This window comes from Pseudomonas sp. C11, assembly GCF_034683865.1.
GTDB lineage: Bacteria > Pseudomonadota > Gammaproteobacteria > Pseudomonadales > Pseudomonadaceae > Aquipseudomonas.
Map to the genome: position 1 here is coordinate 63924 of NZ_JAWIIP010000004.1, position 17749 is coordinate 81672.

The following is a 17749-nucleotide window of genomic DNA, read 5'->3' on the forward strand; positions in this document are numbered from 1 at the left end:
GGCAAAGGGGCGCTTATGATAACGGCTTTTGCCCGATGCGGCGCCCCTTCGTTCTGGAGCTCACCATGCCCTCTGCCCCCCTCGCCCGCCAGCAAGCCGGCAACGATCCCTATCGCTGGCTGGAGAACCGTGACAGCGACGAGGTGCTTGCCTATCTGCAGGCAGAAAATGCCTACCTCGAGGCTGTTCTCGCCCCACAGCAGGGGTTGCGTGAGGCCCTGTTCGAAGAGATCAAGGGACGCATCCGCGAAACCGACCTGTCGTTGCCCACTCCCTGGGGCGACTACCTCTACTACCAGCGCACCACAGCCGGCGACGAATATCCTCGGCATTATCGCTGCCGCCGCCCGACGGACGGCTCGCTGACGCCCGACGCCCCCAGCGAAACCCTGCTGCTCGACCCCAACGCCCTGGCAGACGGCGGCTTTCTCTCGGTGGGTGCCTTCAGCATCAGTCCCGACCAGCAGCGCCTGGCCTACAGCCTGGACACCAGCGGCGACGAGATTTATCGCCTGTTCGTCAAGGAACTGGCCAGCGACGAAATCAGCGAACTGCCCTTCGACGACTGCGACGGCAGCATGACCTGGGCGAACGACAGCCAGACCCTGTTCTTCACCGAGTTGGACGACACCCATCGCCCCTACAAGCTGTATCGCCACCGCCTCGGCACACTCGACGCCGAAGCGGTGTTCGAGGAGGCCGATGGGCGCTTCTTCCTGCACTGCTACCGCTCCAGCTCCGAGCGCCAGTTGATCCTGCAACTGGGCAGCAAGACCACCAGCGAAGTCTGGGTGCTGGACGCTGCAACCCCTGAAGCCGCCTTTACCTGCCTGGCGCCGCGCGAGGAAGGCCACGAGTACGACGCTGACCACGGCATGCTCGACGGTCAGTGGTGCTGGCTGATCCGCAGCAACCAGAGCGGCATCAACTTCGCCCTTTACAGTGCCGACGAGACCTCTCCGCAGCGCCCACACTGGCGCGAGATACGCGCTCACGACCCTCAGGTGATGCTCGAAGGCGCCACACTCAGCCAGCGCGCCATCGTCCTCGCCCTGCGCGAGGGCGGCCTGCCTATTCTTGAAGTGCTGCTACAAGGTGCAGCCGCCTACCGCGTGCAACTGCCGGACGCCGCTTACAGCCTGTACGTGCAGGACAGCCTGGAATTTCACAGCCCGGCGATTCGCCTGCGCTACGAAGCGCTCGGCCGTCCGGCACAGATTCGCCAGCTTGAGCTGGCCACGGGCGCACAACAGGTGCTCAAGCAGACCCCGGTGGAAGGCCCGTTCGATGCCGAGGCCTACGAAAGCCGCCGCCTGTGGGCAACGGCAGCCGACGGCACGCAGGTGCCCATCAGCCTGGTGGCGCGCCGCGACGTGTTCGCCGCCGCTCAACCGGCACCGCTCTACCTCTATGGCTATGGCGCCTACGGCGAAAGCCTCGACCCCTGGTTCTCCCACGCCCGCCTGAGCCTCTTGGAGCGCGGCTTCATCTTCGCCATCGCCCATGTACGCGGCGGCGGCGAGATGGGCGAAGCCTGGTATCGCGACGGCAAGCTGGAGCACAAGCAGAACAGCTTCGACGACTTCATCGCCTGCGCCGAACGTCTAATCACAGAAGGCCTGACCACCTCCGCGCAACTGGCGATCAGCGGCGGCAGCGCCGGCGGTCTGCTGATCGGCGCGGTGCTCAACCAGCGCCCCGAGTTATTCGCTGCCGCCATCGCCGAGGTGCCTTTCGTCGACGTGCTCAACACCATGCTCAACCCCGATCTGCCGCTGACGGTGACCGAGTACGACGAATGGGGCGATCCGAACCAGCCAGAAGTCTTCGCGCGCATCAAGGCCTATGCCCCCTACGAGAACGTGCGTGCGCAAGCCTATCCGGCGATCATGGCAGTGGCCGGCTACAACGACAGTCGAGTGCAGTACTGGGAAGCCGCCAAATGGGTCGCCAAGCTGCGCGCGAACAAGACCGACGACAATATGCTGCTGCTCAAGACCGACCTCGGCGCCGGCCACGGTGGCATGAGCGGGCGTTATCAGGGCATCAAGGACGTAGCGCTGGAATATGCGTTTGTGCTTCGTGTGCTTGAGATAGCGCACGCGTAGGAGCGGTTGGGTGCATTCCGCTTCAGTCGCGAAGCCCCGGGATCGCGGCTGAAGCCACTCCTACGTCATTGCCCCTTACGCTGCCCTTCCAGCCCCTGGCTGTTACGACGCAGTTGCTGATCGAGCTGCGGAATCGGCTGATCACCCCTGGACTTCGGCGCGCTGCCGGGGAGCGTTTGCCCCTGGGGCGGCGGCAAAAGAGGTGGCGAGCCCTGGCGCTTGCTCGGCATCGGTATCGACGGCTGGCCATAGGGCTGTGGCGTTGCCGTGCCCGGCGCACCGGGCTGTGCTGAGGAAGGCATGCGCATGGGTTGCTGCGCCCAGGTCAGCGAAGCGAAACTGGACGCCAGGATCATCGCGACGAGAATGGACATACGCATGATGGCTCTCCTGCTCGACTGGCTTTCGTTCTATTCTGGCAACATCTGCAGTCAAGCGTTCACCACCTTTCCGATCACAGGTTCTGCCATGAGCACCAGCAACAACCGCTACTACCTGTCCGCCCAGGCCGAAGAAGGCTACCGGCAGAAAGCGTTGAAAATGTATCCCCACGTCTGCGGTCGCTGCGCACGCGAGTTTTCTGGCAAGCGCCTGAGCGAACTGACCGTGCATCACCGCGATCACAACCACCACAACAACCCGGCCGATGGCTCCAACTGGGAGCTGCTGTGTCTGTTCTGTCATGACAACGAACACTCGCGCTACACCGATCAGCAGTATTTCGCCGAAGGCTCCACTGCCAGCCCGCAGGCTGCCAAATCGACCTACAAGGCCTTTGGCGATCTGGCCAGCCTGCTGAAAAAGGACTAGGGCGTGGCGCTCGGCGCCGTATAATCGGTGCTTTTGCGAGTGCCACCGTGGCCAACAAGAGATACGCCTGCATCGGCCTGTTCAATCCGAAATCGCCGGAAAACGTCGGCTCCATCATGCGTGCGGCAGGCTGTTATGGCGTCAGTTCGGTGTTCTACACCGGCACCCGTTACGATCGCGCCAAGGATTTCATCACCGACACCAAGAAGGTTCACCAGGACATCCCGCTGATCAACATCGACGATCTGCGCAAGATCCTGCCGCTGGGCTGCACACCGGTGGCGGTGGAACTGGTCGATGACGCCCGCGCCCTGCCCGCCTACACCCATCCGGACAGAGCGCTGTATATCTTCGGCCCGGAAGACGGTTCACTGCAGCAGGAAATTCTCGACTGGTGTGGCGGTGAAGTGGTGTACATCCCGACCCAGGGCTGCATGAACCTTGCAGCCACGGTCAACGTGGTGCTCTACGACCGCATGGCCAAAGGTAACAACACCCGCTCCGGCCCCTTGTTCTGACTCGAGACCGGAGCGCTGACACTCAACGCAGCAAACGCGTGTCCAGGGTCTTCGACGGGCCACCAATGACGTTCTCGGTGATGTCGATGAAGTCCTTGGTGCTCACCTTGTCCAGGCGCATCAGGCCACGGGTCACGTCATCCAGGGACAGGTTGCCCTTGTCCTTGGTCTTCTGACGGATTTCCCGATCCAGCTCCTGCAACAGCAACACGGCACGTGCGGTGACCGCACCATTGGAGTTGTCGGTGCGCAGGCTGGTGACAGGCTTGCTCCAGCTAATCAGTTGCTCGCGAATCTTCTGGTAGCGCTCCTGACTGACACCGCCGGCGCGGCGCATCAGCTCGATGGAGTAATACTCGGCCAGGCCCTCGGCGATCCAGTCACTGCGATCCCGTGCATAGATGCGCCCGAACACGTGTACCAGCTCGTGCACCAGGGAACTGGTGCCATTCTCGCTGACCAACGGACGATCCGCGTGCATGTAGTAGGAGTTGGAAGCCGACAGGCCACCGCGCCACATCGGGTCACCAGCGCCAACGATCAGCAGTTTGGCGGGGTCGCGCGGGAACACCTGCTGGATCTGCGGCCAGACGAAGGTGAGGAAGGTCATGATGTCCATGCGGCGCATACCCTCGCCCACCGGCGCGGAAATCGCCACCTCGGTATCACCCAGCTGGGTGCGCCGCGTGCCCAGTTTGCCGGCCAGCATCCAGCCGGTCGGGCGGTCGAACTTGCGCTGCGGGTTGTCGATACGGAAACGGTTCTTGCCGATCCGTGGCCAGCCGGTCTCGACGCTTTTCCAGTCCTTGGGCAGGTCGAACTGCAGGCGCGCCACCAGGTCCGTCTTGTCTGCCATGTCGAGCGCCGCCGGCGGTACCAGATCGTCACCCCGCAGCAGGGTCCAACCCTTGGTCATACGCGCATCGTAACGACCCGGCTTGCGCTGGTGATCGATCAGTACGCGATAGCTCAGGGTGCTCTTGCCCTTGCCCGGCTGCCATTTGCCACGCCCAGCGTCTTCGGCCCATTGACCGTCAGCCTTGAAGTCGCTGTAGCGGCCCTGCTTGCCCAGGTTGAAATCCAGGCTGCGCACATGCTCGCCCTTCTCCAGGGTGATACTGACCTCGGCCTGATCGCTCTCCGGCAGGAAGCGCACCCGATAATCCAGATCGACTTTCTGTGTCGCTGCCCAGGTCGGCAGGCTGAGACTCAACAACAGCAGGGACGAATACAGCGGCAAACGAGACGAAGACAGCATGCAGGACTCCTGATGCACGAAGGGCAGTTGGCCTTGAGACAGCCGCGCCACGCGCCAATTCCGTGGGGCGGCGGACAGATTTGCCACGAGGGCTGGGATTAATCAACCGGCGCGAAAAATCAGATGTTCTTCCCAATCATCCTCGGCCACCTCGTTCTCGCTGAGCATGCGACCGGCCTGGGAGATACGCTCGGCATGCACCGCCTCGGGGTCGCCGCAGACCAGGTGATGCCAAGGCGGCAGATCCTTGCCTTCGCTGACCAGGCGATAACCACAGGTCGGCGGCAGCCACTTGAACTGATCGGCCTGCGCCGGGGTGAGCTGGATGCAGTCCGGTACATGCGTAAAGCGGTTGGGATAGTCGCTGCAGCGGCAGCTTTGCAGATCCAGCAGTTTGCAGGCGATGCGCGTGTAATAGACGGCGCCGTCGTCCTCATCCTCGAGCTTCTGCAGGCAGCACAGGCCACAGCCATCGCACAGCGACTCCCACTCGCCTGCATCGAGCTGGGCGAGGGTCTTACGTTTCCAGAAGGGTTCGGTGGAAGTGGCCATGACCAATGTACGGATTCGGGCGGGAAAAGCGCGGCAGTCTAGCCCCTGGCCCGTAACAGGCCAAGGGCTCTGCGCTCAGTAACCACGGGCGAAATCCACTTCGCCTCGCAATGGATCACCGGCCTGCCAGCATGCCAGGTTGTCGAGAAACAGCCCGCTCATCAGGCTCGGGTCGGTCGGTGCAGCGCTATGGCCGGTCAATAGCAGGTTTGGCGCCGTCCAGAACGGATGTCCCTGTGGTAGGGGCTCCTCACGGCAAACGTCGATAACCGCCCCCGCCAGGGCTCCCTGCTGCAGGGCCGCGAGCAGATCCGCCTCGACCAGCGAGCTGCCACGCCCAGCATTGATCAGCAGCGCCTCGGGACGAAAGCCCGCCAGCAGCCGGGCGTCGTAGAGATCACGGGTCGTCGGCGTATCGGGCAGCAGATTGATGACGAAATCGGCCCAGCCCACCAGCCGTGGTAACCCCGACATGGCTGCCACCTCGGCGAATGGCGCCTGCTCACGCGCCTGGCTGGCCACGCCACGCAACTCGACGCCAAAGGGGGCGAGAAAGCCGGCCACGGCCTGGCCGATATCACCACAGCCGACGATCAGCACCCGCCGGCCGGCCAGGCTGCGCGGCAGCATTGGCGCCCAGCGCTGCTCGCGTTGTGCCTGCTGGCGCTCGAACAGGCGTCGCTCGTGAGCCAACAGGTGGCCCAGCACGTACTCGGCCATCACCTGGCCAAAGATGCCCACCGCCCGGCTCAAGCGATAATCGCGTGGCAAGTCGCTGGCCAACAGCGGCGTGATGCCAGCCCAGGTCGACTGCAGCCACTGCGGGCGCAGGCCCTGACGCAACAGCGGCGCCAACAGCGAGGGCTCGCCCAGCCACAGCGAGCGATCGACAGCAGCAGCCGCCAGCGCCTTGGGATCGTCGCTGGCGAACAGATCGAGTTCGGGGCGCGCGGCACGAATACGCTCTGCGTAATAGGCATGATCCGCTTCGGCAATCAGCAGGCGCATGGTTCAGACCGGGTCGTTGCGACGCAGTAGCTCGTCCGGCAAATGCTCGATGTAATCCTCTTCGGGCGGCGGCATCTGCAGGTGGTAGCCCTGCTTTTCGAGATTCTCCAGCACCTGGGCGATGTCCTCACGGGCCAGTTGGCGCTCCGGGCTGAGCACCAGGTCGAAGGCGTGCGCAGGCGGGCCGAATACCGTCAACAGCCCTTCGGGCACGCGGGTCAGGGCCTCGGCCTTGAGCACGTAGAGGTACATCTCGTTCTTGCGCGGGCTCTTGTAGATGGAACAGATGCGTTTCACGCGGATTCTCCTTCAGCGGCCAGGCAGTCGAGCAGCGCCTGGCCCATCAACTCCCGGCGCCAGCCGCGCAGGGAATCGGGCAATTGGTAGGGGCCGTTGGGATAGCCGCTCTTGAGCAAGGCTTCCAGGGTTTTCTTGCGCAGCATCAGCTCGGGGACGATATCCAGGCGCTCGCCCTCTTGCTGACCGACAGCGCGCAGTTTCTTCAACAGGGCAGTGGCTTCCACCGGCAGCGGCTCGGGCAGTGCCTCGGGCCATTGTTCGGGCGGCAGCGCGGCCGCTTCGCGGATCAGCGCCAGCAGCGTCTCGCCATCCTGGCGCACGGTCTTCGGGTGCATGTCCTCGATGCGCGCCAGCGCCACCAGGTTGTCCGGCTGAGTGCGCGCCAGCGGCCATAGCGAATGCTCGCGCAGCACGCGGTTGCGCGGCTGGTTGCGTGCCCGCGCCTGGCGCTCCCGCCAGGCACACAGGGCGCGCAGCACGGCTTGTTGCTGGCGCGACAGTTTCCAGGCCAGCTTGGCCTCGCGCCAGGCATCCTCGGGTTCGATCTCGCGGCCCAGGTTGGCCACCAGTTCGGCACAATCCTCAAGAATCCATTCGACCTTCTGCGGTGCCAGACGGGCCTTCAACGCACGGTAGACCTCGACCAGGTGCGACACGTCTTCGGCGGCGTAGCGCACCTGCAGCTCGGACAGCGGGCGTTGCAACCAGTCGGAGCGGGTCTCGCCCTTGGGCAGCTCGATGTCGAGCAGCGCCAGCACCAGGCGCGAATAGCCCATGGAGAAACCGAGGTTGAGGTAGCCGGCGGCGATCTGCGTGTCGAACAGTGGCGTCGGCAGGCTGCCGGTCAGGCGCAGGAAGACCTCCAGATCCTCGCTGCAGGAATGCAGCACCTTGACCACACTCGGCGCACGCAACAAGGCGGCGAAGGGACTCCAGTCGTCGATGCACAGCGGGTCGATCAGCCAGGCGCCGTCGCCACCGCTGACCTGCACCAGGCCGGCAATGGGATAGAAGGTGTCGACGCGCATGAACTCGGTGTCCAGCGCGATGAAGGGCAAGGTCTGCCAGGTGGCGCAGTGCTCGGCCAGGCTGGCGTTGTCGCGGATCCAGTGAATGTCGTTAGCCACGCGGCGCTCCCATGAACATTGGCGCGCAGTATATATGCCTGCGCGCATCGACGGGCAGCCAGCTGCCGCCGCGCCCGGGAACTGTGTAATCTGTGCCGCGCAATGCCTCCCGACACGGAAGAACAACAATGCTGAAAAAACTGCTTGCCCTGGTGGTCGTGCTACTGGCCGCTGCCACCGGTTACCTGGCCATTACTCCCAGCCCGATCGATCCGCTGCCCTGGGACGCCGCGCCCGCACCTGCCATGACCGGCGTACTGGAACCCAACGACACCCTGATGAAGGCCGAACTGCTGGCGCAAGGCAAGATCCACGGCCCGGAAGACACCGCCGTCGACGCCGAGGGCCGCGTATACGCCGGCCTGCATGACGGGCGCATCGCCCGCGTGCTGAAAGACGACAGTGTGGAAACCTTCGCCGAAACCGGCGGCCGCCCGCTGGGCATGGACTTCGATGCAGGCGGCAACCTGATCATCGCCGACGCCTACAAGGGCCTGCTGAGCGTGGACAAGACGGGCAAGATCAAGGTGCTGAGCACCGAGGCCGACGGCGTGCCCTTCGCCTTCAGCGATGATCTGGATATCGCCAGCGACGGCACCATCTATTTCAGCGACGCCTCCTCGCGCTTCCAGCAGCCCGACTACCTGCTCGACCTGCTCGAAGCACGCCCCCATGGCCGCCTGCTGGCCTTCGACCCAACTACCGGGCAGACCCGCGTGCTGCTCAAGGATCTGTACTTCGCCAACGGCGTGGCGCTGTCGGCAGCCGAGGATTTCGTGCTGGTCAACGAGACATACCGGTACCGCATCACCCGTTACTGGCTCAAGGGCGACAAGGCCGGCCAGCACGACGTGTTCATCGACAACCTGCCGGGCCTGCCGGATAACCTGCAGGGCGACCGCCAGGGCACCTTCTGGGTCGCCCTGCCCTCGCCACGCAAGGCAGACGCCGACTTCCTGCATCGCCACCCCTGGCTCAAGGCACAGATCGCCAAACTGCCACGGGCGCTGTGGCCCAAGCCGATCGCCTATGGCCTGGTCATCGCGATCAACGAACAGGGCGAGATCGTGCGCAGCCTGCATGACACCAGCGGCACCCACCTGCGCATGATCACCTCGGTCAAGCCGGTGGGCGACAGCCTGTATTTCGGCAGCCTGGACAACGACCGCATCGGCAAGCTGCAGATTCACTGAGACGAGATTCCACCCGCGAATGACAGCAAAAAGACGGAGCGGTCATTCGCGGTGGTGCGCCAAGCTGGTGGGCTAAAGCGGATCGCCGACTACTGTAGGGTGGGCTTCAGCCCACCAAATCGGAAGGCTGCAGGCTCAGACCTTCTGGGCAATCCAGATGGTATGCCGCGTGCCTCTATTACCATGGGCATACACCTGCACCGCCTCGCCCTTGAAGCCCGCCTTGCGCACCTTCTCCGAGAATGCCCGGTCGGCGCTGGACGACCACACCGCCAGCATACCCTTGGGCCTCAGCGCCTTGGCGCACTGACGCAGGCCGTCCATGCTGTACAGCCAATCGTTGCCCTTATGGGTCAACCCCTCAGGGCCGTTATCGACGTCCAGCATGATCGCGTCGTAGCGCTGCTCGGCGGCCTGCAGCACCTTGGCGACGTCCTCCTGAATGATCACTGCACGCGGATCGTTCAACGGATAACCGGACTTCGCCCCGAGCGGGCCACGGTTCCACTCGACCACCCCGGGCACCAGTTCGGCCACCGCCACCTCGGCATCCGCGCCCAGATGCTGCAACGCCGAGGCCAGGGTAAAACCCATGCCCAGGCCGCCGATCAATACCCGCGCTTGTGGGCGACTGGCGATCTGCTTGCAGGGAATCGCGGCCAAAGCATCTTCCGAGCCGTGCATACGGGTATTCATCAACTGCCCGCCATCGCCGCCAGCGATCTTGATGACGAAGTCTTCGCCGTATTCGAACAGGTTCAGCGCGCCATTGGTGCCTGGGATTGGGGCGGTGTCGAGCAAGACAAAACGTTTCATGCAGAACGCAGACCTGTGTAGCGAGCGTGGGGGCAGGCAGCATGCCTGAATCGGCCGAGTAGCACAGCCCCGCCAGAAACGACAAGGCCCCGCGTTGACACGCGAGGCCTCGTGGCGAAAAAACGGGATCGATCAGACCACGCCTTGCGCCAGCATGGCATCGGCCACCTTGACGAAACCGGCGATGTTGGCGCCCTTGACGTAGTTGATGCGGCCGTTTTCTTCACCATGGTGCACGCAGGCATGGTGAATGTTCTGCATGATGCCGTGCAGGCGCTCGTCCACCTCACCAGCGCTCCAGTGCAGGCGCATGGCGTTCTGGCTCATTTCCAGCCCGCTGGTGGCCACGCCACCGGCGTTGGAGGCCTTGCCCAGCGCGTAGCAGATGCCGGCCTCGACGAACAGATCCACCGCTTCCAGGGTCGAGGGCATGTTGGCGCCCTCGGCCACGCAGATACAGCCATTCTTCAACAGCATGCGGGCGTCGTCGCCATTCAGTTCGTTCTGCGTCGCGCAGGGTAAGGCGATATCGCAGGCCAAACCCCAGGGGCGCTGCCCGGCGAGGAACTGCAGGCCATAGTGCTCGGCCATCTCGCGCAGGCGGCCACGACGCACGTTCTTCAGCTCCATCAGGTACTGCCACTGCTCATCACTCAGGCCGCCCTCGGCATACAGCGTGCCTTCGGAATCGGACAGCGAGACCACCTGCCCGCCCAGCTCCATGACCTTCTGCGCCGCATATTGAGCGACGTTGCCGGAACCGGAAATGGCCACACGCTTGCCCTCGAAGCCCTGACCGATGCGCTTGAGCATTTCCTGAGCGAAGTACACGCAACCATAGCCAGTGGCTTCCGGGCGAATCAGGCTGCCACCGTAGCTCAGGCCCTTGCCAGTAAGCACCGAAGTGAACTGGTTGGACAGGCGCTTGTACTGGCCGAACAGGTAGCCGATCTCACGGCCGCCCACGCCGATGTCACCGGCCGGCACATCCAGATCGGCGCCGATATGGCGATACAACTCAGTCATGAACGACTGGCAGAAGCGCATCACCTCGCCTTCGCTCTTGCCTTTGGGGTCGAAGTCCGCGCCACCCTTGCCGCCGCCCATGGGCAGCGAGGTCAGGGAGTTCTTGAACACCTGCTCGAAGGCCAGGAACTTGAGCACCCCGAGGTTCACCGAGGGGTGGAAACGCAGGCCGCCCTTGTACGGGCCGATGGCGCTGCTCATCTGGATGCGATAGCCGCGATTGACCTGCACCTGACCACGGTCATCGACCCAAGGCACACGGAACAGGATGGCGCGCTCGGGCTCGACCATGCGTTCGAGGATGCCGGCCTCACGGTAGCGAGGGTTGGCTTCGAGGAAAGGCCACAGGCTACGCACCACCTCTTCTACGGCCTGGTGGAATTCCGGCTGGTCAGGATCGCGCTGCTTGAGGCGCGACAGGAAAGCATCCACGGACAACGACATGCAGCACCTCGACACCACAGAACAAAATAGTGGCCGGCACTCTATCAGGCAGCAGCGCACCAAAACAGATCAAAATGTCGCCTTTATGAAACTTTTTAGTGCGTAGGCCTGACCAGCCCTGATTCTCATGAGTCCAGGCCTGTATCTCGACGACCCATACGCACCAGAATAAAACCTCATTGCGCACGCTTTTAGAGCACCGCATCAGCAATGCACCCTGCGCTGGCTCTTACCGGCAGCGGCTCCCGCGAATGAGCGGTAACCCCGGTTCATGCTGCACGTGAGCGGCTGCCAGCCGCATTGGTACTCTGGATGCGGCGACGGCGCACGTGCACGTCGCCAGCTTGACGGTATGATGCCGAGAACCCTCTCACGACACAGGCCACGCTCATGTCTCTCGCTCAATTGATCAGCCCGCAGGCGCTGGCATCGCGCCTGCAAAGCCCCGACCTGGTAGTGCTGGATTGCCGCTTCGCCCTCGACGACTCGACCTATGGCCGGCGCAGCTACCTGGATGGGCATATCGCCGGCGCGCATTTTCTCGACCTGGAACAGGATCTCTCCGCCCCCGTGATCAAGGGCGTGACCGGTCGTCACCCGCTGCCTGATCCCTGCACGCTGGTGGAACGGCTGCGCCTGTGTGGCGTGAGCGAGGACAGCCAGGTCGTGCTCTATGACGACGGCCCTGGCGCCTTCGCAGCCCGTGCCTGGTGGCTGTTGATCTGGCTGGGCAAGCGCGACGGGCTGTACCTGCTCGATGGCGGCCTCAAGGCCTGGCGCGACGCCGGCCTGGAGCTGACCACGCAGCAGTCGGAAAAAGTCGCTGGCAGCCTGGCCGCAACCCCCGACCAGAGCCTGCTGCTGAGCGCCGAACAACTGGCGCAGCGCCTGGGCAACCCCGAGCTGACCCTTCTCGATGCCCGCGCGCAGCCACGCTTTCGCGGTGAAGTCGAACCATTGGATCCGGTCGCAGGCCATATCCCGGGCGCCCAGTGCGCGGTCTTCACCGACAACCTGGGCGCCGATGGCCGCTTTCTGTCAGCGGAGCAGTTGCGAGCACGCTTCGATGCACTGCGCGGTACACGCCCGGCGGAAAGCCTGGTGGCCTACTGCGGTTCCGGGGTTACGGCCTGTCACAACCTGTTCGCCATGAGCCTCGCAGGCTACCCGCTGGCACCGCTCTATGCCGGCTCCTGGAGCGAGTGGATCACCGATCCGTCGAGGCCGGTAGCGACAGGCGATTGACCGGCGCTTTTAAGCACCGAAGGAAATATGCCCAATCACTCAAATCCGAAATCAATTTAAAAACAGCTCTTTACAGGATAAAGGTCGCACTAGACTTGAAATTGAGCGGCTAACCCCGCTCCCGGTGGGGCCTTTATCGAATAGCTAGACAAACCCGCTGCCAGGCGCCCGGCCCCACCGGTATCTTGTTCGAGAGGATGCCATGGGAATAGCCGCCCGCGAGCTCAGCCAGCACGTCATCCACCCTACCCTGCTCTACCTGCAACGCCAGTCACCCGCAGCCGAGGCGCTTCTGCTGGGGGCAGCTGCCTGTCAATCTGCGCTGGGCAGTGCCTTGGACAACCAGCGAGGCCATGGCCTGTATGGCATCAGCGCCCAGCGCCACCTGGCCCTGTGGGATCGCCATCTGGCGCGATTCCCCGATCTGGCCAGCCGAGTGCGCGGCCTGGCCAGCCAGCATGCCTTTCTCGAAGCCCCACACCTGGAACTGACCGTGAACCTGCGCTACGCCACGGCCATCGCCTGGCTACTGGTGGAGCAGCAGGCCATAACCCTGCCAGCCGCCGATGACCTCGATGCGCTTGGGCGAATCTGGTGCAAGGTGTTTCACCCACGCGGGCGCCCGCATGATTTCGTCGCCACCTGGCAGCGTTGCGTGGAGCCTGCCAGCCAGGTGGCATGAGAGATCCGCCAACAGCGCCATTACCCGCAAGAAGCTAACCGGTTAGGCGAAATTGTCAGACAATCCATAATTTTTCTTGAACTTCATCGGGTTGGCAGGTGTCAGCAAACGAGGTAGTTTGCACCCCCGCCTCACCACAGGAGTTCCCCCGTGAGCAGACGTCTTCTCAAGACCGGTCTGGCCATCACCCTGGCCGCCACCTCCAGCCATGGTTTCGCCAGCGGCTTCGCCCTCAACGAACAGAGCATCAGCGCCATGGGTACGTCCTTCGCCGGACGCTCATCGGCAGCCGACGATGCCAGCACGGTATTCGGCAACCCCGCCGGCATGGCCCGCCTGAAACGTGATGAAGTCAGCGTCGGCGCAGCCGTGATCCACGCCAAGAGCGACATTCGTCATGCCAGCGGCAGCTCGCCAGCTGGCGCCCTGGCTGGCAGCAATGACGGCGACATGGTGCCGGACACCGGCGTACCCATGGGCTATTACGTCAAGCCGCTGGATGAAAAGGTCGCGCTCGGTATCGGTGTCTACGCCCCCTTCGGTCTGATGACCGATTACGAGCGCAGCTTCCAGGGCCGCTATCAGGCGGACAAGAGCTATGTTCGCGTCATCACCATCCAGCCCACGCTCAGCTACCGCTTCAATGATCAACTGTCGGTCGGCTTCGGCCCCACCTTCAACCACATCGAGGGCGAACTGACCTCGTCGCTGTTCACCCCGCTGGGTGACGGCAAGGTGAAGGTCGAGGGCGACGACACCGCAGTCGGTTTCAATGCCGGCGTGCTCTACGAATTCAGCCCACGCACGCGCGTCGGCGTGACCTACCACTCGCGGGTCAAATACAAGCTCGAAGGCAATACCAAAATCGACGCTGCAGCGGCGACCAACCTTGCCGGCAAGTACGACGCCCAACTCGACCTGACTACCCCCGAGTCGGTGGACATGTCGATCACCCATGAGCTGAACGACGCCTGGACGCTGTATGCCGGCAGCACCTGGACGCGCTGGAGCCGCTTCAAGGAAATCCGCGTGGAGAACGACGCCAGCACCCTGCCGGCCAGCCTCAATACCATCGTCGAAGAGCAAAACTGGCACGACACCTGGGCCCATGCCATTGGTCTGGCTTACAAGGTCAACAAGCAGTGGACGCTGCGTACCGGTATTGCCGTGGATCAGTCGCCGATCAACAACACCGACCGCTCGCCGCGCATCCCTTCCGGCGATCGCACCATCTTCAGCCTGGGGGCTGGCTGGAGCCCGAACGAGGACATGACCATCGACGTGGCTTATTCCTATCTGCAGGAAGAGTCGGTGGATGTGAACCGCAGCAGTGCCAGCCGTGGCAGCTACAACGCAACTTACAAGAACAGCGCCCATGGTTTGGGGGCGTCGCTGACCTACAGGTTCTGATACTACGCAAGAAGGCCCGCGAAATGCGGGTCTTCTTTTTGGGTGCATCGAGGAATTTCGGGGAGGCCGGGCTTGATACCGGACGGGCAAGTTTGTGTGTCGGTTGTACTGGTTTCTGTTCCGAATCGCCGCGTTCTTGTTGATGTCTTTGGTTTCGCCTTCCCAGGCGAGTCACTTTGCGGGCAAAGTAACCAAACCCTCCGCCCGTTCATCCGGCCCTGGCTGCGCCAGGGTTCGCTCACTCCATCATCGTTCCAGAGGCCCGCCACGAAGGGCCATCCCTGGCCCATCGTGTCTCTCGCGACATCCATGTCGCTCAACCTCTTCCACGACGATTCCGTTCGCCCTACTGGGCGGGCTCTGCACGCGCCTGAACCCGGGGTAACTCAGGTGTAGCTGGGAGTGTTCTGGCAAGAGCAGAGCAACAGCGAACCACCACGGCAGTCGAATCAAACCCGAAGTCTCAGGCGCGCGAATGGCCCGTCCAGGAGGGTGAGTGGAATCGTTGCGTAGAGGGGCGAGCAGCATGGATGCTGCGAGAGGCGTAATGGGCCAGGGATGGCCCATGTACGCCGACCCTCGGAGCGACGATGGAGCGAACGAACCCCGGCGAAGCCGGGGCCGGATGTCAGGGCCAAGACCTTTTGCCTTCTTTTGTGGCGTTTGACAAAAGAAGGTCGCCGGGAGGCGAAACGGGAGCTATCAGCAGAACTCGATAAACAGCTTTAAAACGAAAGCCCACTCACACAAACTCGCCAACCCAGCATCAAGCCGTCTCTCCCCTCAAGGCTGACTGGCAATCGCCTGCTCCACTGCCTTGATCAACTCAGGATCATCCGGCTTGGTCAGACTGGAAAAACTCCCCACCACCTTGCCCTGACGATCGACCACATATTTGAAGAAATTCCAGCGCGGCGCCTTGCTCTGCTCGGCCAGGCCCTTGAACAGCGGAATCGCATCGTCACCACTGACCGGCTGCGGCTCGGTCATGGTGAAGGTCACACCGTAATTGACGTAGCAGACGGTCGCCGTCTCCTTGCTGTCGGCCGATTCCTGGCGGAAATCGTCAGACGGCACGCCCAGCACCTCAAGCCCCTGATCCTTGTAGCGCTGGTACAGCGCTTCAAGCCCTTTGAACTGCGGCGTGAATCCGCAGAAGCTGGCCGTATTGACCACCACCAGCGGTTTGCCGGCGAACTGACAGAGTTCGACGCTCTCGCCCTTGGCGCGCAACTTGGGCAATTCACCTTGCAGCAACGCCGGACACTCCGCTGCCAACACAGGCAGAGTCAGGCAGGAAAGCAGCATGGAACAGGCAAGACGATGAAAGGGCATAACGATGACCTCTAACGGTGGCAGCATTTCGCCACGCTACTCGCAGGCCGCACCACAGGCAACTAGCAGATACCGACACCCAGTTGCAGCAGTGCCAGCCCACCCTGGCGCCAGCCCCACCAGGCCAACGCCAGCAACAGACCGAAGCCCAGTGCAAGCGCGACGCCGGTGATCCAATCGCGACTCATGCCGGCGCGCCCTGCAGGCGCGCCACCGGCACCTCACGCACCGGCCAGTTGAGCGCGGCGGCCATCAGACTGAGGCCGATGGAGATTTGCCAGACCAGGTCGTAGCTGCCGGTATGGTCATACAGGTAACCACCCAGCCAACCACCGAGGAAGGAACCGATCTGGTGGAACAGGAAGACGATCCCGCCGAGCATCGACAGGTTACGTACGCCGAACAGCGTGGCCACGGTGCCGTTGGTCAGCGGTACCGTCGACAGCCACAACAGGCCCATGGCGATACCGAACAGGTAGGCGCTCCACTGCGTCAACGGCGCCACCAGAAACAGCGTGATGACCACACCGCGCAGCAGGTACAGGGCGCTGAGCAGGCGCGGCTTGGCCATGCGCCCACCCAGCCAACCGGCGATATAGGTGCCGAAAACATTGAACAACCCAACCAGCGCCAGCACCGTGGTGCCGGTGATCGCGGGCAAATGATGATCGACCAGATAGGCCGGCAGGTGCACCGCAACGAAGACCACCTGAAAACCGCAGACGAAAAAGCCAAGCGCCAGCAACCAGAAACCGGAATGCCCGGCGGCCTCGCGCAACGCTTCGAGCAGGGTCTGCTCAGAGCCGTTGCTGACGGGTGCGGGCGCCTCGTTGATCATCGCGGCCAACGGCACGATCAGCGCCACCAGCAGCCCCAGCGCCAGCAGCGCCGACGACCAGCCCAGCCAGCCGATCAGCCCGAGCGAACCCGGCAGCATGGCGAACTGGCCGAACGAGCCGGCAGCGGCAGCGATGCCCATGGCCATGCTGCGTTTCTCCACCGGTACGGCCCGGCCGACCACGCCGAGAATCACCGAGAACGAAGTACCGGAGAGGCCAATACCGATCAGCAAACCGGCGCTGAGCGACAGTGACAGCGGCGAGTCGGCCATGCCCATGCACAGCAGCCCCAGCACGTAGAGCACGCCACCGATGACGATGGCCTTGCGTGCGCCAAAGCGGTCGGCCAGCGCGCCGGTAATCGGCTGCGCCAAGCCCCAGATCAGGTTCTGCAGGGCAATGGCGAAGGCAAACACCTCGCGCCCCCAACCGAATTCCGCGCTCATCGGCGGCAGGAACAGACCGAAGCCGTGGCGGGTGCCGAGTGACAGCGCCAGAATCAGCGATGCGCCGAGCAGCAGCCAGGTGGTTGAACGCCATGCAGTTGTCATTGTTATCTCCAGCGTACGGCCACTCGGGCCGCAAGGCAGTCAGTGGGTCGTCAGACCAGTTCTTCGAGCAGACGCATCAACTCGGCTCGGCGATCCTCTCCAAGCCGAGCATTCAGCTCGCGCTGCACCTGTTCCCATAGCGGCAGCGCTTGTTCGATACGTTGCAGGCCGGCTTCTGTGAGCCGTACCTCGCGAGCACGTAAATCGCGCCCTTCACCCAGTTGCAGCAACCCCTGTTCCGCCAGCACCCGGAGGTTGCGCCCCAGCGTGCTGCGATCCAGCCCCATGGCCTCGGCCAGCACGGAAATACTCGGCTGGCCGAGCCGCTGAACATGACGCAACAGGGAAAACTGCGCGGCACCGAGCCCGACGACCGCGAGAGCATCGTCGTAACGACGGGTCACACCACGGCTGGCGCGGCGCAGTTGAGTGCAAAGACAGGAGGTCGGCAACATGAATACAGGTATATACCCGCATCAACTATTGGCACTCATACAGTTACGCAGTACGTCGCCATAACAGTTGCG

At 63.3% G+C, this 17749-nt stretch carries 19 protein-coding genes; 7 read left to right on the forward strand and 12 right to left on the reverse strand.

Annotated features, from left to right (window positions below; genetic code table 11):
- The first annotated feature begins 65 nt into the window (after positions 1–65).
- Positions 66–2108, forward strand: coding sequence for a S9 family peptidase (locus tag VC352_RS08100; protein ID WP_322979067.1), 2043 nt, complete (start codon positions 66–68; stop codon positions 2106–2108).
- Positions 2109–2173: 65 nt separating this feature from the next.
- On the opposite strand, the gene VC352_RS08105 is transcribed toward VC352_RS08100, so the two are convergent.
- Complete coding sequence (locus VC352_RS08105; RefSeq protein ID WP_322979068.1) at positions 2174–2488, reverse strand: hypothetical protein; 315 nt, start codon at positions 2486–2488, stop codon at positions 2174–2176.
- Between the two features lie 88 nt (positions 2489–2576).
- On the opposite strand from VC352_RS08105, the gene VC352_RS08110 reads away from it, so the two are divergent.
- Positions 2577–2918, forward strand: a complete 342-nt coding sequence (locus tag VC352_RS08110) for a YajD family HNH nuclease (RefSeq protein ID WP_104729658.1) — start codon at positions 2577–2579, stop codon at positions 2916–2918.
- Between the two features lie 47 nt (positions 2919–2965).
- Positions 2966–3436: an RNA methyltransferase gene (locus tag VC352_RS08115; RefSeq protein WP_322979069.1), complete on the forward strand. Its 471-nt coding sequence runs from the start codon at positions 2966–2968 to the stop codon at positions 3434–3436.
- A 22-nt stretch (positions 3437–3458) separates the two neighbouring features.
- Here the strand turns inward: VC352_RS08115 and VC352_RS08120 are convergent, their stop codons facing one another.
- The 5 genes from VC352_RS08120 to rnd form a co-directional block, all read right to left on the reverse strand.
- Entirely contained in the window at positions 3459–4694 is a 1236-nt protein-coding gene (locus tag VC352_RS08120) for a hypothetical protein (protein ID WP_322979070.1), read from the reverse strand.
- A 102-nt stretch (positions 4695–4796) separates the two neighbouring features.
- Positions 4797–5246, reverse strand: coding sequence for a YcgN family cysteine cluster protein (locus VC352_RS08125; RefSeq protein ID WP_322979071.1), 450 nt, complete (start codon positions 5244–5246; stop codon positions 4797–4799).
- Positions 5247–5321: 75 nt separating this feature from the next.
- Positions 5322–6254 carry a D-2-hydroxyacid dehydrogenase gene (locus tag VC352_RS08130; RefSeq protein ID WP_322979072.1) on the reverse strand — a complete coding sequence of 311 codons (933 nt, stop codon included), beginning with the start codon at positions 6252–6254 and terminating at the stop codon, positions 5322–5324.
- Between the two features lie 3 nt (positions 6255–6257).
- Positions 6258–6551 carry a YcgL domain-containing protein gene (locus VC352_RS08135; protein WP_322979073.1) on the reverse strand — a complete coding sequence of 98 codons (294 nt, stop codon included), beginning with the start codon at positions 6549–6551 and terminating at the stop codon, positions 6258–6260.
- Entirely contained in the window at positions 6548–7681 is a 1134-nt protein-coding gene (rnd, locus tag VC352_RS08140; protein WP_322979074.1) for a ribonuclease D, read from the reverse strand. Before rnd ends, VC352_RS08135 begins: the two co-directional genes overlap by 4 nt.
- 128 nt (positions 7682–7809) lie before the next feature.
- Between rnd and VC352_RS08145 the strand changes: the two genes are divergently transcribed.
- Positions 7810–8874: an SMP-30/gluconolactonase/LRE family protein gene (locus tag VC352_RS08145; protein ID WP_416340118.1), complete on the forward strand. Its 1065-nt coding sequence runs from the start codon at positions 7810–7812 to the stop codon at positions 8872–8874.
- A 135-nt stretch (positions 8875–9009) separates the two neighbouring features.
- Here VC352_RS08145 and VC352_RS08150 read toward each other — a convergent pair whose 3' ends face one another.
- Positions 9010–9690, reverse strand: a complete 681-nt coding sequence (locus VC352_RS08150; protein WP_322979075.1) for a hypothetical protein — start codon at positions 9688–9690, stop codon at positions 9010–9012.
- 132 nt (positions 9691–9822) lie between these two features.
- Positions 9823–11160 carry an NADP-specific glutamate dehydrogenase gene (gene gdhA, locus VC352_RS08155; protein ID WP_322979076.1) on the reverse strand — a complete coding sequence of 446 codons (1338 nt, stop codon included), beginning with the start codon at positions 11158–11160 and terminating at the stop codon, positions 9823–9825.
- Positions 11161–11550: 390 nt separating this feature from the next.
- On the opposite strand from gdhA, the gene VC352_RS08160 reads away from it, so the two are divergent.
- The 3 genes from VC352_RS08160 (at position 11551) to VC352_RS08170 (ending at position 14497) form a co-directional block, all read left to right on the forward strand.
- Entirely contained in the window at positions 11551–12405 is an 855-nt protein-coding gene (locus VC352_RS08160) for a sulfurtransferase (RefSeq protein WP_322979077.1), read from the forward strand.
- A 202-nt stretch (positions 12406–12607) separates the two neighbouring features.
- The gene (locus tag VC352_RS08165) at positions 12608–13087 is read left to right on the forward strand and encodes a hypothetical protein (RefSeq protein WP_322979078.1); all 480 of its coding nucleotides are present in this window, start codon (positions 12608–12610) and stop codon (positions 13085–13087) included.
- A gap of 150 nt (positions 13088–13237) precedes the next feature.
- Positions 13238–14497, forward strand: a complete 1260-nt coding sequence (locus tag VC352_RS08170) for an OmpP1/FadL family transporter (protein WP_322979079.1) — start codon at positions 13238–13240, stop codon at positions 14495–14497.
- Positions 14498–15280: 783 nt separating this feature from the next.
- Here the strand turns inward: VC352_RS08170 and VC352_RS08175 are convergent.
- From VC352_RS08175 to VC352_RS08190, 4 genes are all read right to left on the reverse strand, one after another.
- The gene (locus tag VC352_RS08175) at positions 15281–15832 is read right to left on the reverse strand and encodes a glutathione peroxidase (RefSeq protein ID WP_322979080.1); all 552 of its coding nucleotides are present in this window, start codon (positions 15830–15832) and stop codon (positions 15281–15283) included.
- Positions 15833–15894: 62 nt separating this feature from the next.
- A complete protein-coding gene (locus tag VC352_RS08180; RefSeq protein WP_322979081.1) occupies positions 15895–16020 on the reverse strand; it encodes a hypothetical protein in 126 nt (41 codons plus the stop codon).
- Positions 16017–17222: an MFS transporter gene (locus tag VC352_RS08185; protein WP_322979082.1), complete on the reverse strand. Its 1206-nt coding sequence runs from the start codon at positions 17220–17222 to the stop codon at positions 16017–16019. The genes VC352_RS08180 and VC352_RS08185 overlap by 4 nt, the downstream gene beginning before the upstream one ends.
- 50 nt (positions 17223–17272) lie before the next feature.
- Positions 17273–17677: a MarR family winged helix-turn-helix transcriptional regulator gene (locus VC352_RS08190; protein ID WP_322979083.1), complete on the reverse strand. Its 405-nt coding sequence runs from the start codon at positions 17675–17677 to the stop codon at positions 17273–17275.
- Positions 17678–17749: the final 72 nt, after the last annotated feature.

Excerpts from the sequence above, each read along its gene's own strand:
- VC352_RS08100 (WP_322979067.1), top strand. The coding sequence starts at position 66 with ATGCCCTCTGCCCCCCTCGCCCGCCAGCAAGCCGGCAACGATCCCTAT.
- VC352_RS08105 (WP_322979068.1), bottom strand. The coding sequence starts at position 2,488 with ATGCGTATGTCCATTCTCGTCGCGATGATCCTGGCGTCCAGTTTCGCT.
- VC352_RS08110 (WP_104729658.1), top strand. The coding sequence starts at position 2,577 with ATGAGCACCAGCAACAACCGCTACTACCTGTCCGCCCAGGCCGAAGAA.
- VC352_RS08120 (WP_322979070.1), bottom strand. The coding sequence starts at position 4,694 with ATGCTGTCTTCGTCTCGTTTGCCGCTGTATTCGTCCCTGCTGTTGTTG.
- VC352_RS08125 (WP_322979071.1), bottom strand. The coding sequence starts at position 5,246 with ATGGCCACTTCCACCGAACCCTTCTGGAAACGTAAGACCCTCGCCCAG.
- VC352_RS08130 (WP_322979072.1), bottom strand. The coding sequence starts at position 6,254 with ATGCGCCTGCTGATTGCCGAAGCGGATCATGCCTATTACGCAGAGCGT.
- VC352_RS08145 (WP_416340118.1), top strand. The coding sequence starts at position 7,810 with ATGCTGAAAAAACTGCTTGCCCTGGTGGTCGTGCTACTGGCCGCTGCC.
- VC352_RS08150 (WP_322979075.1), bottom strand. The coding sequence starts at position 9,690 with ATGAAACGTTTTGTCTTGCTCGACACCGCCCCAATCCCAGGCACCAAT.
- gdhA (WP_322979076.1), bottom strand. The coding sequence starts at position 11,160 with ATGTCGTTGTCCGTGGATGCTTTCCTGTCGCGCCTCAAGCAGCGCGAT.
- VC352_RS08160 (WP_322979077.1), top strand. The coding sequence starts at position 11,551 with ATGTCTCTCGCTCAATTGATCAGCCCGCAGGCGCTGGCATCGCGCCTG.
- VC352_RS08165 (WP_322979078.1), top strand. The coding sequence starts at position 12,608 with ATGGGAATAGCCGCCCGCGAGCTCAGCCAGCACGTCATCCACCCTACC.
- VC352_RS08175 (WP_322979080.1), bottom strand. The coding sequence starts at position 15,832 with ATGCCCTTTCATCGTCTTGCCTGTTCCATGCTGCTTTCCTGCCTGACT.
- VC352_RS08180 (WP_322979081.1), bottom strand. The coding sequence starts at position 16,020 with ATGAGTCGCGATTGGATCACCGGCGTCGCGCTTGCACTGGGCTTCGGT.
- VC352_RS08185 (WP_322979082.1), bottom strand. The coding sequence starts at position 17,222 with ATGACAACTGCATGGCGTTCAACCACCTGGCTGCTGCTCGGCGCATCG.
- VC352_RS08190 (WP_322979083.1), bottom strand. The coding sequence starts at position 17,677 with ATGTTGCCGACCTCCTGTCTTTGCACTCAACTGCGCCGCGCCAGCCGT.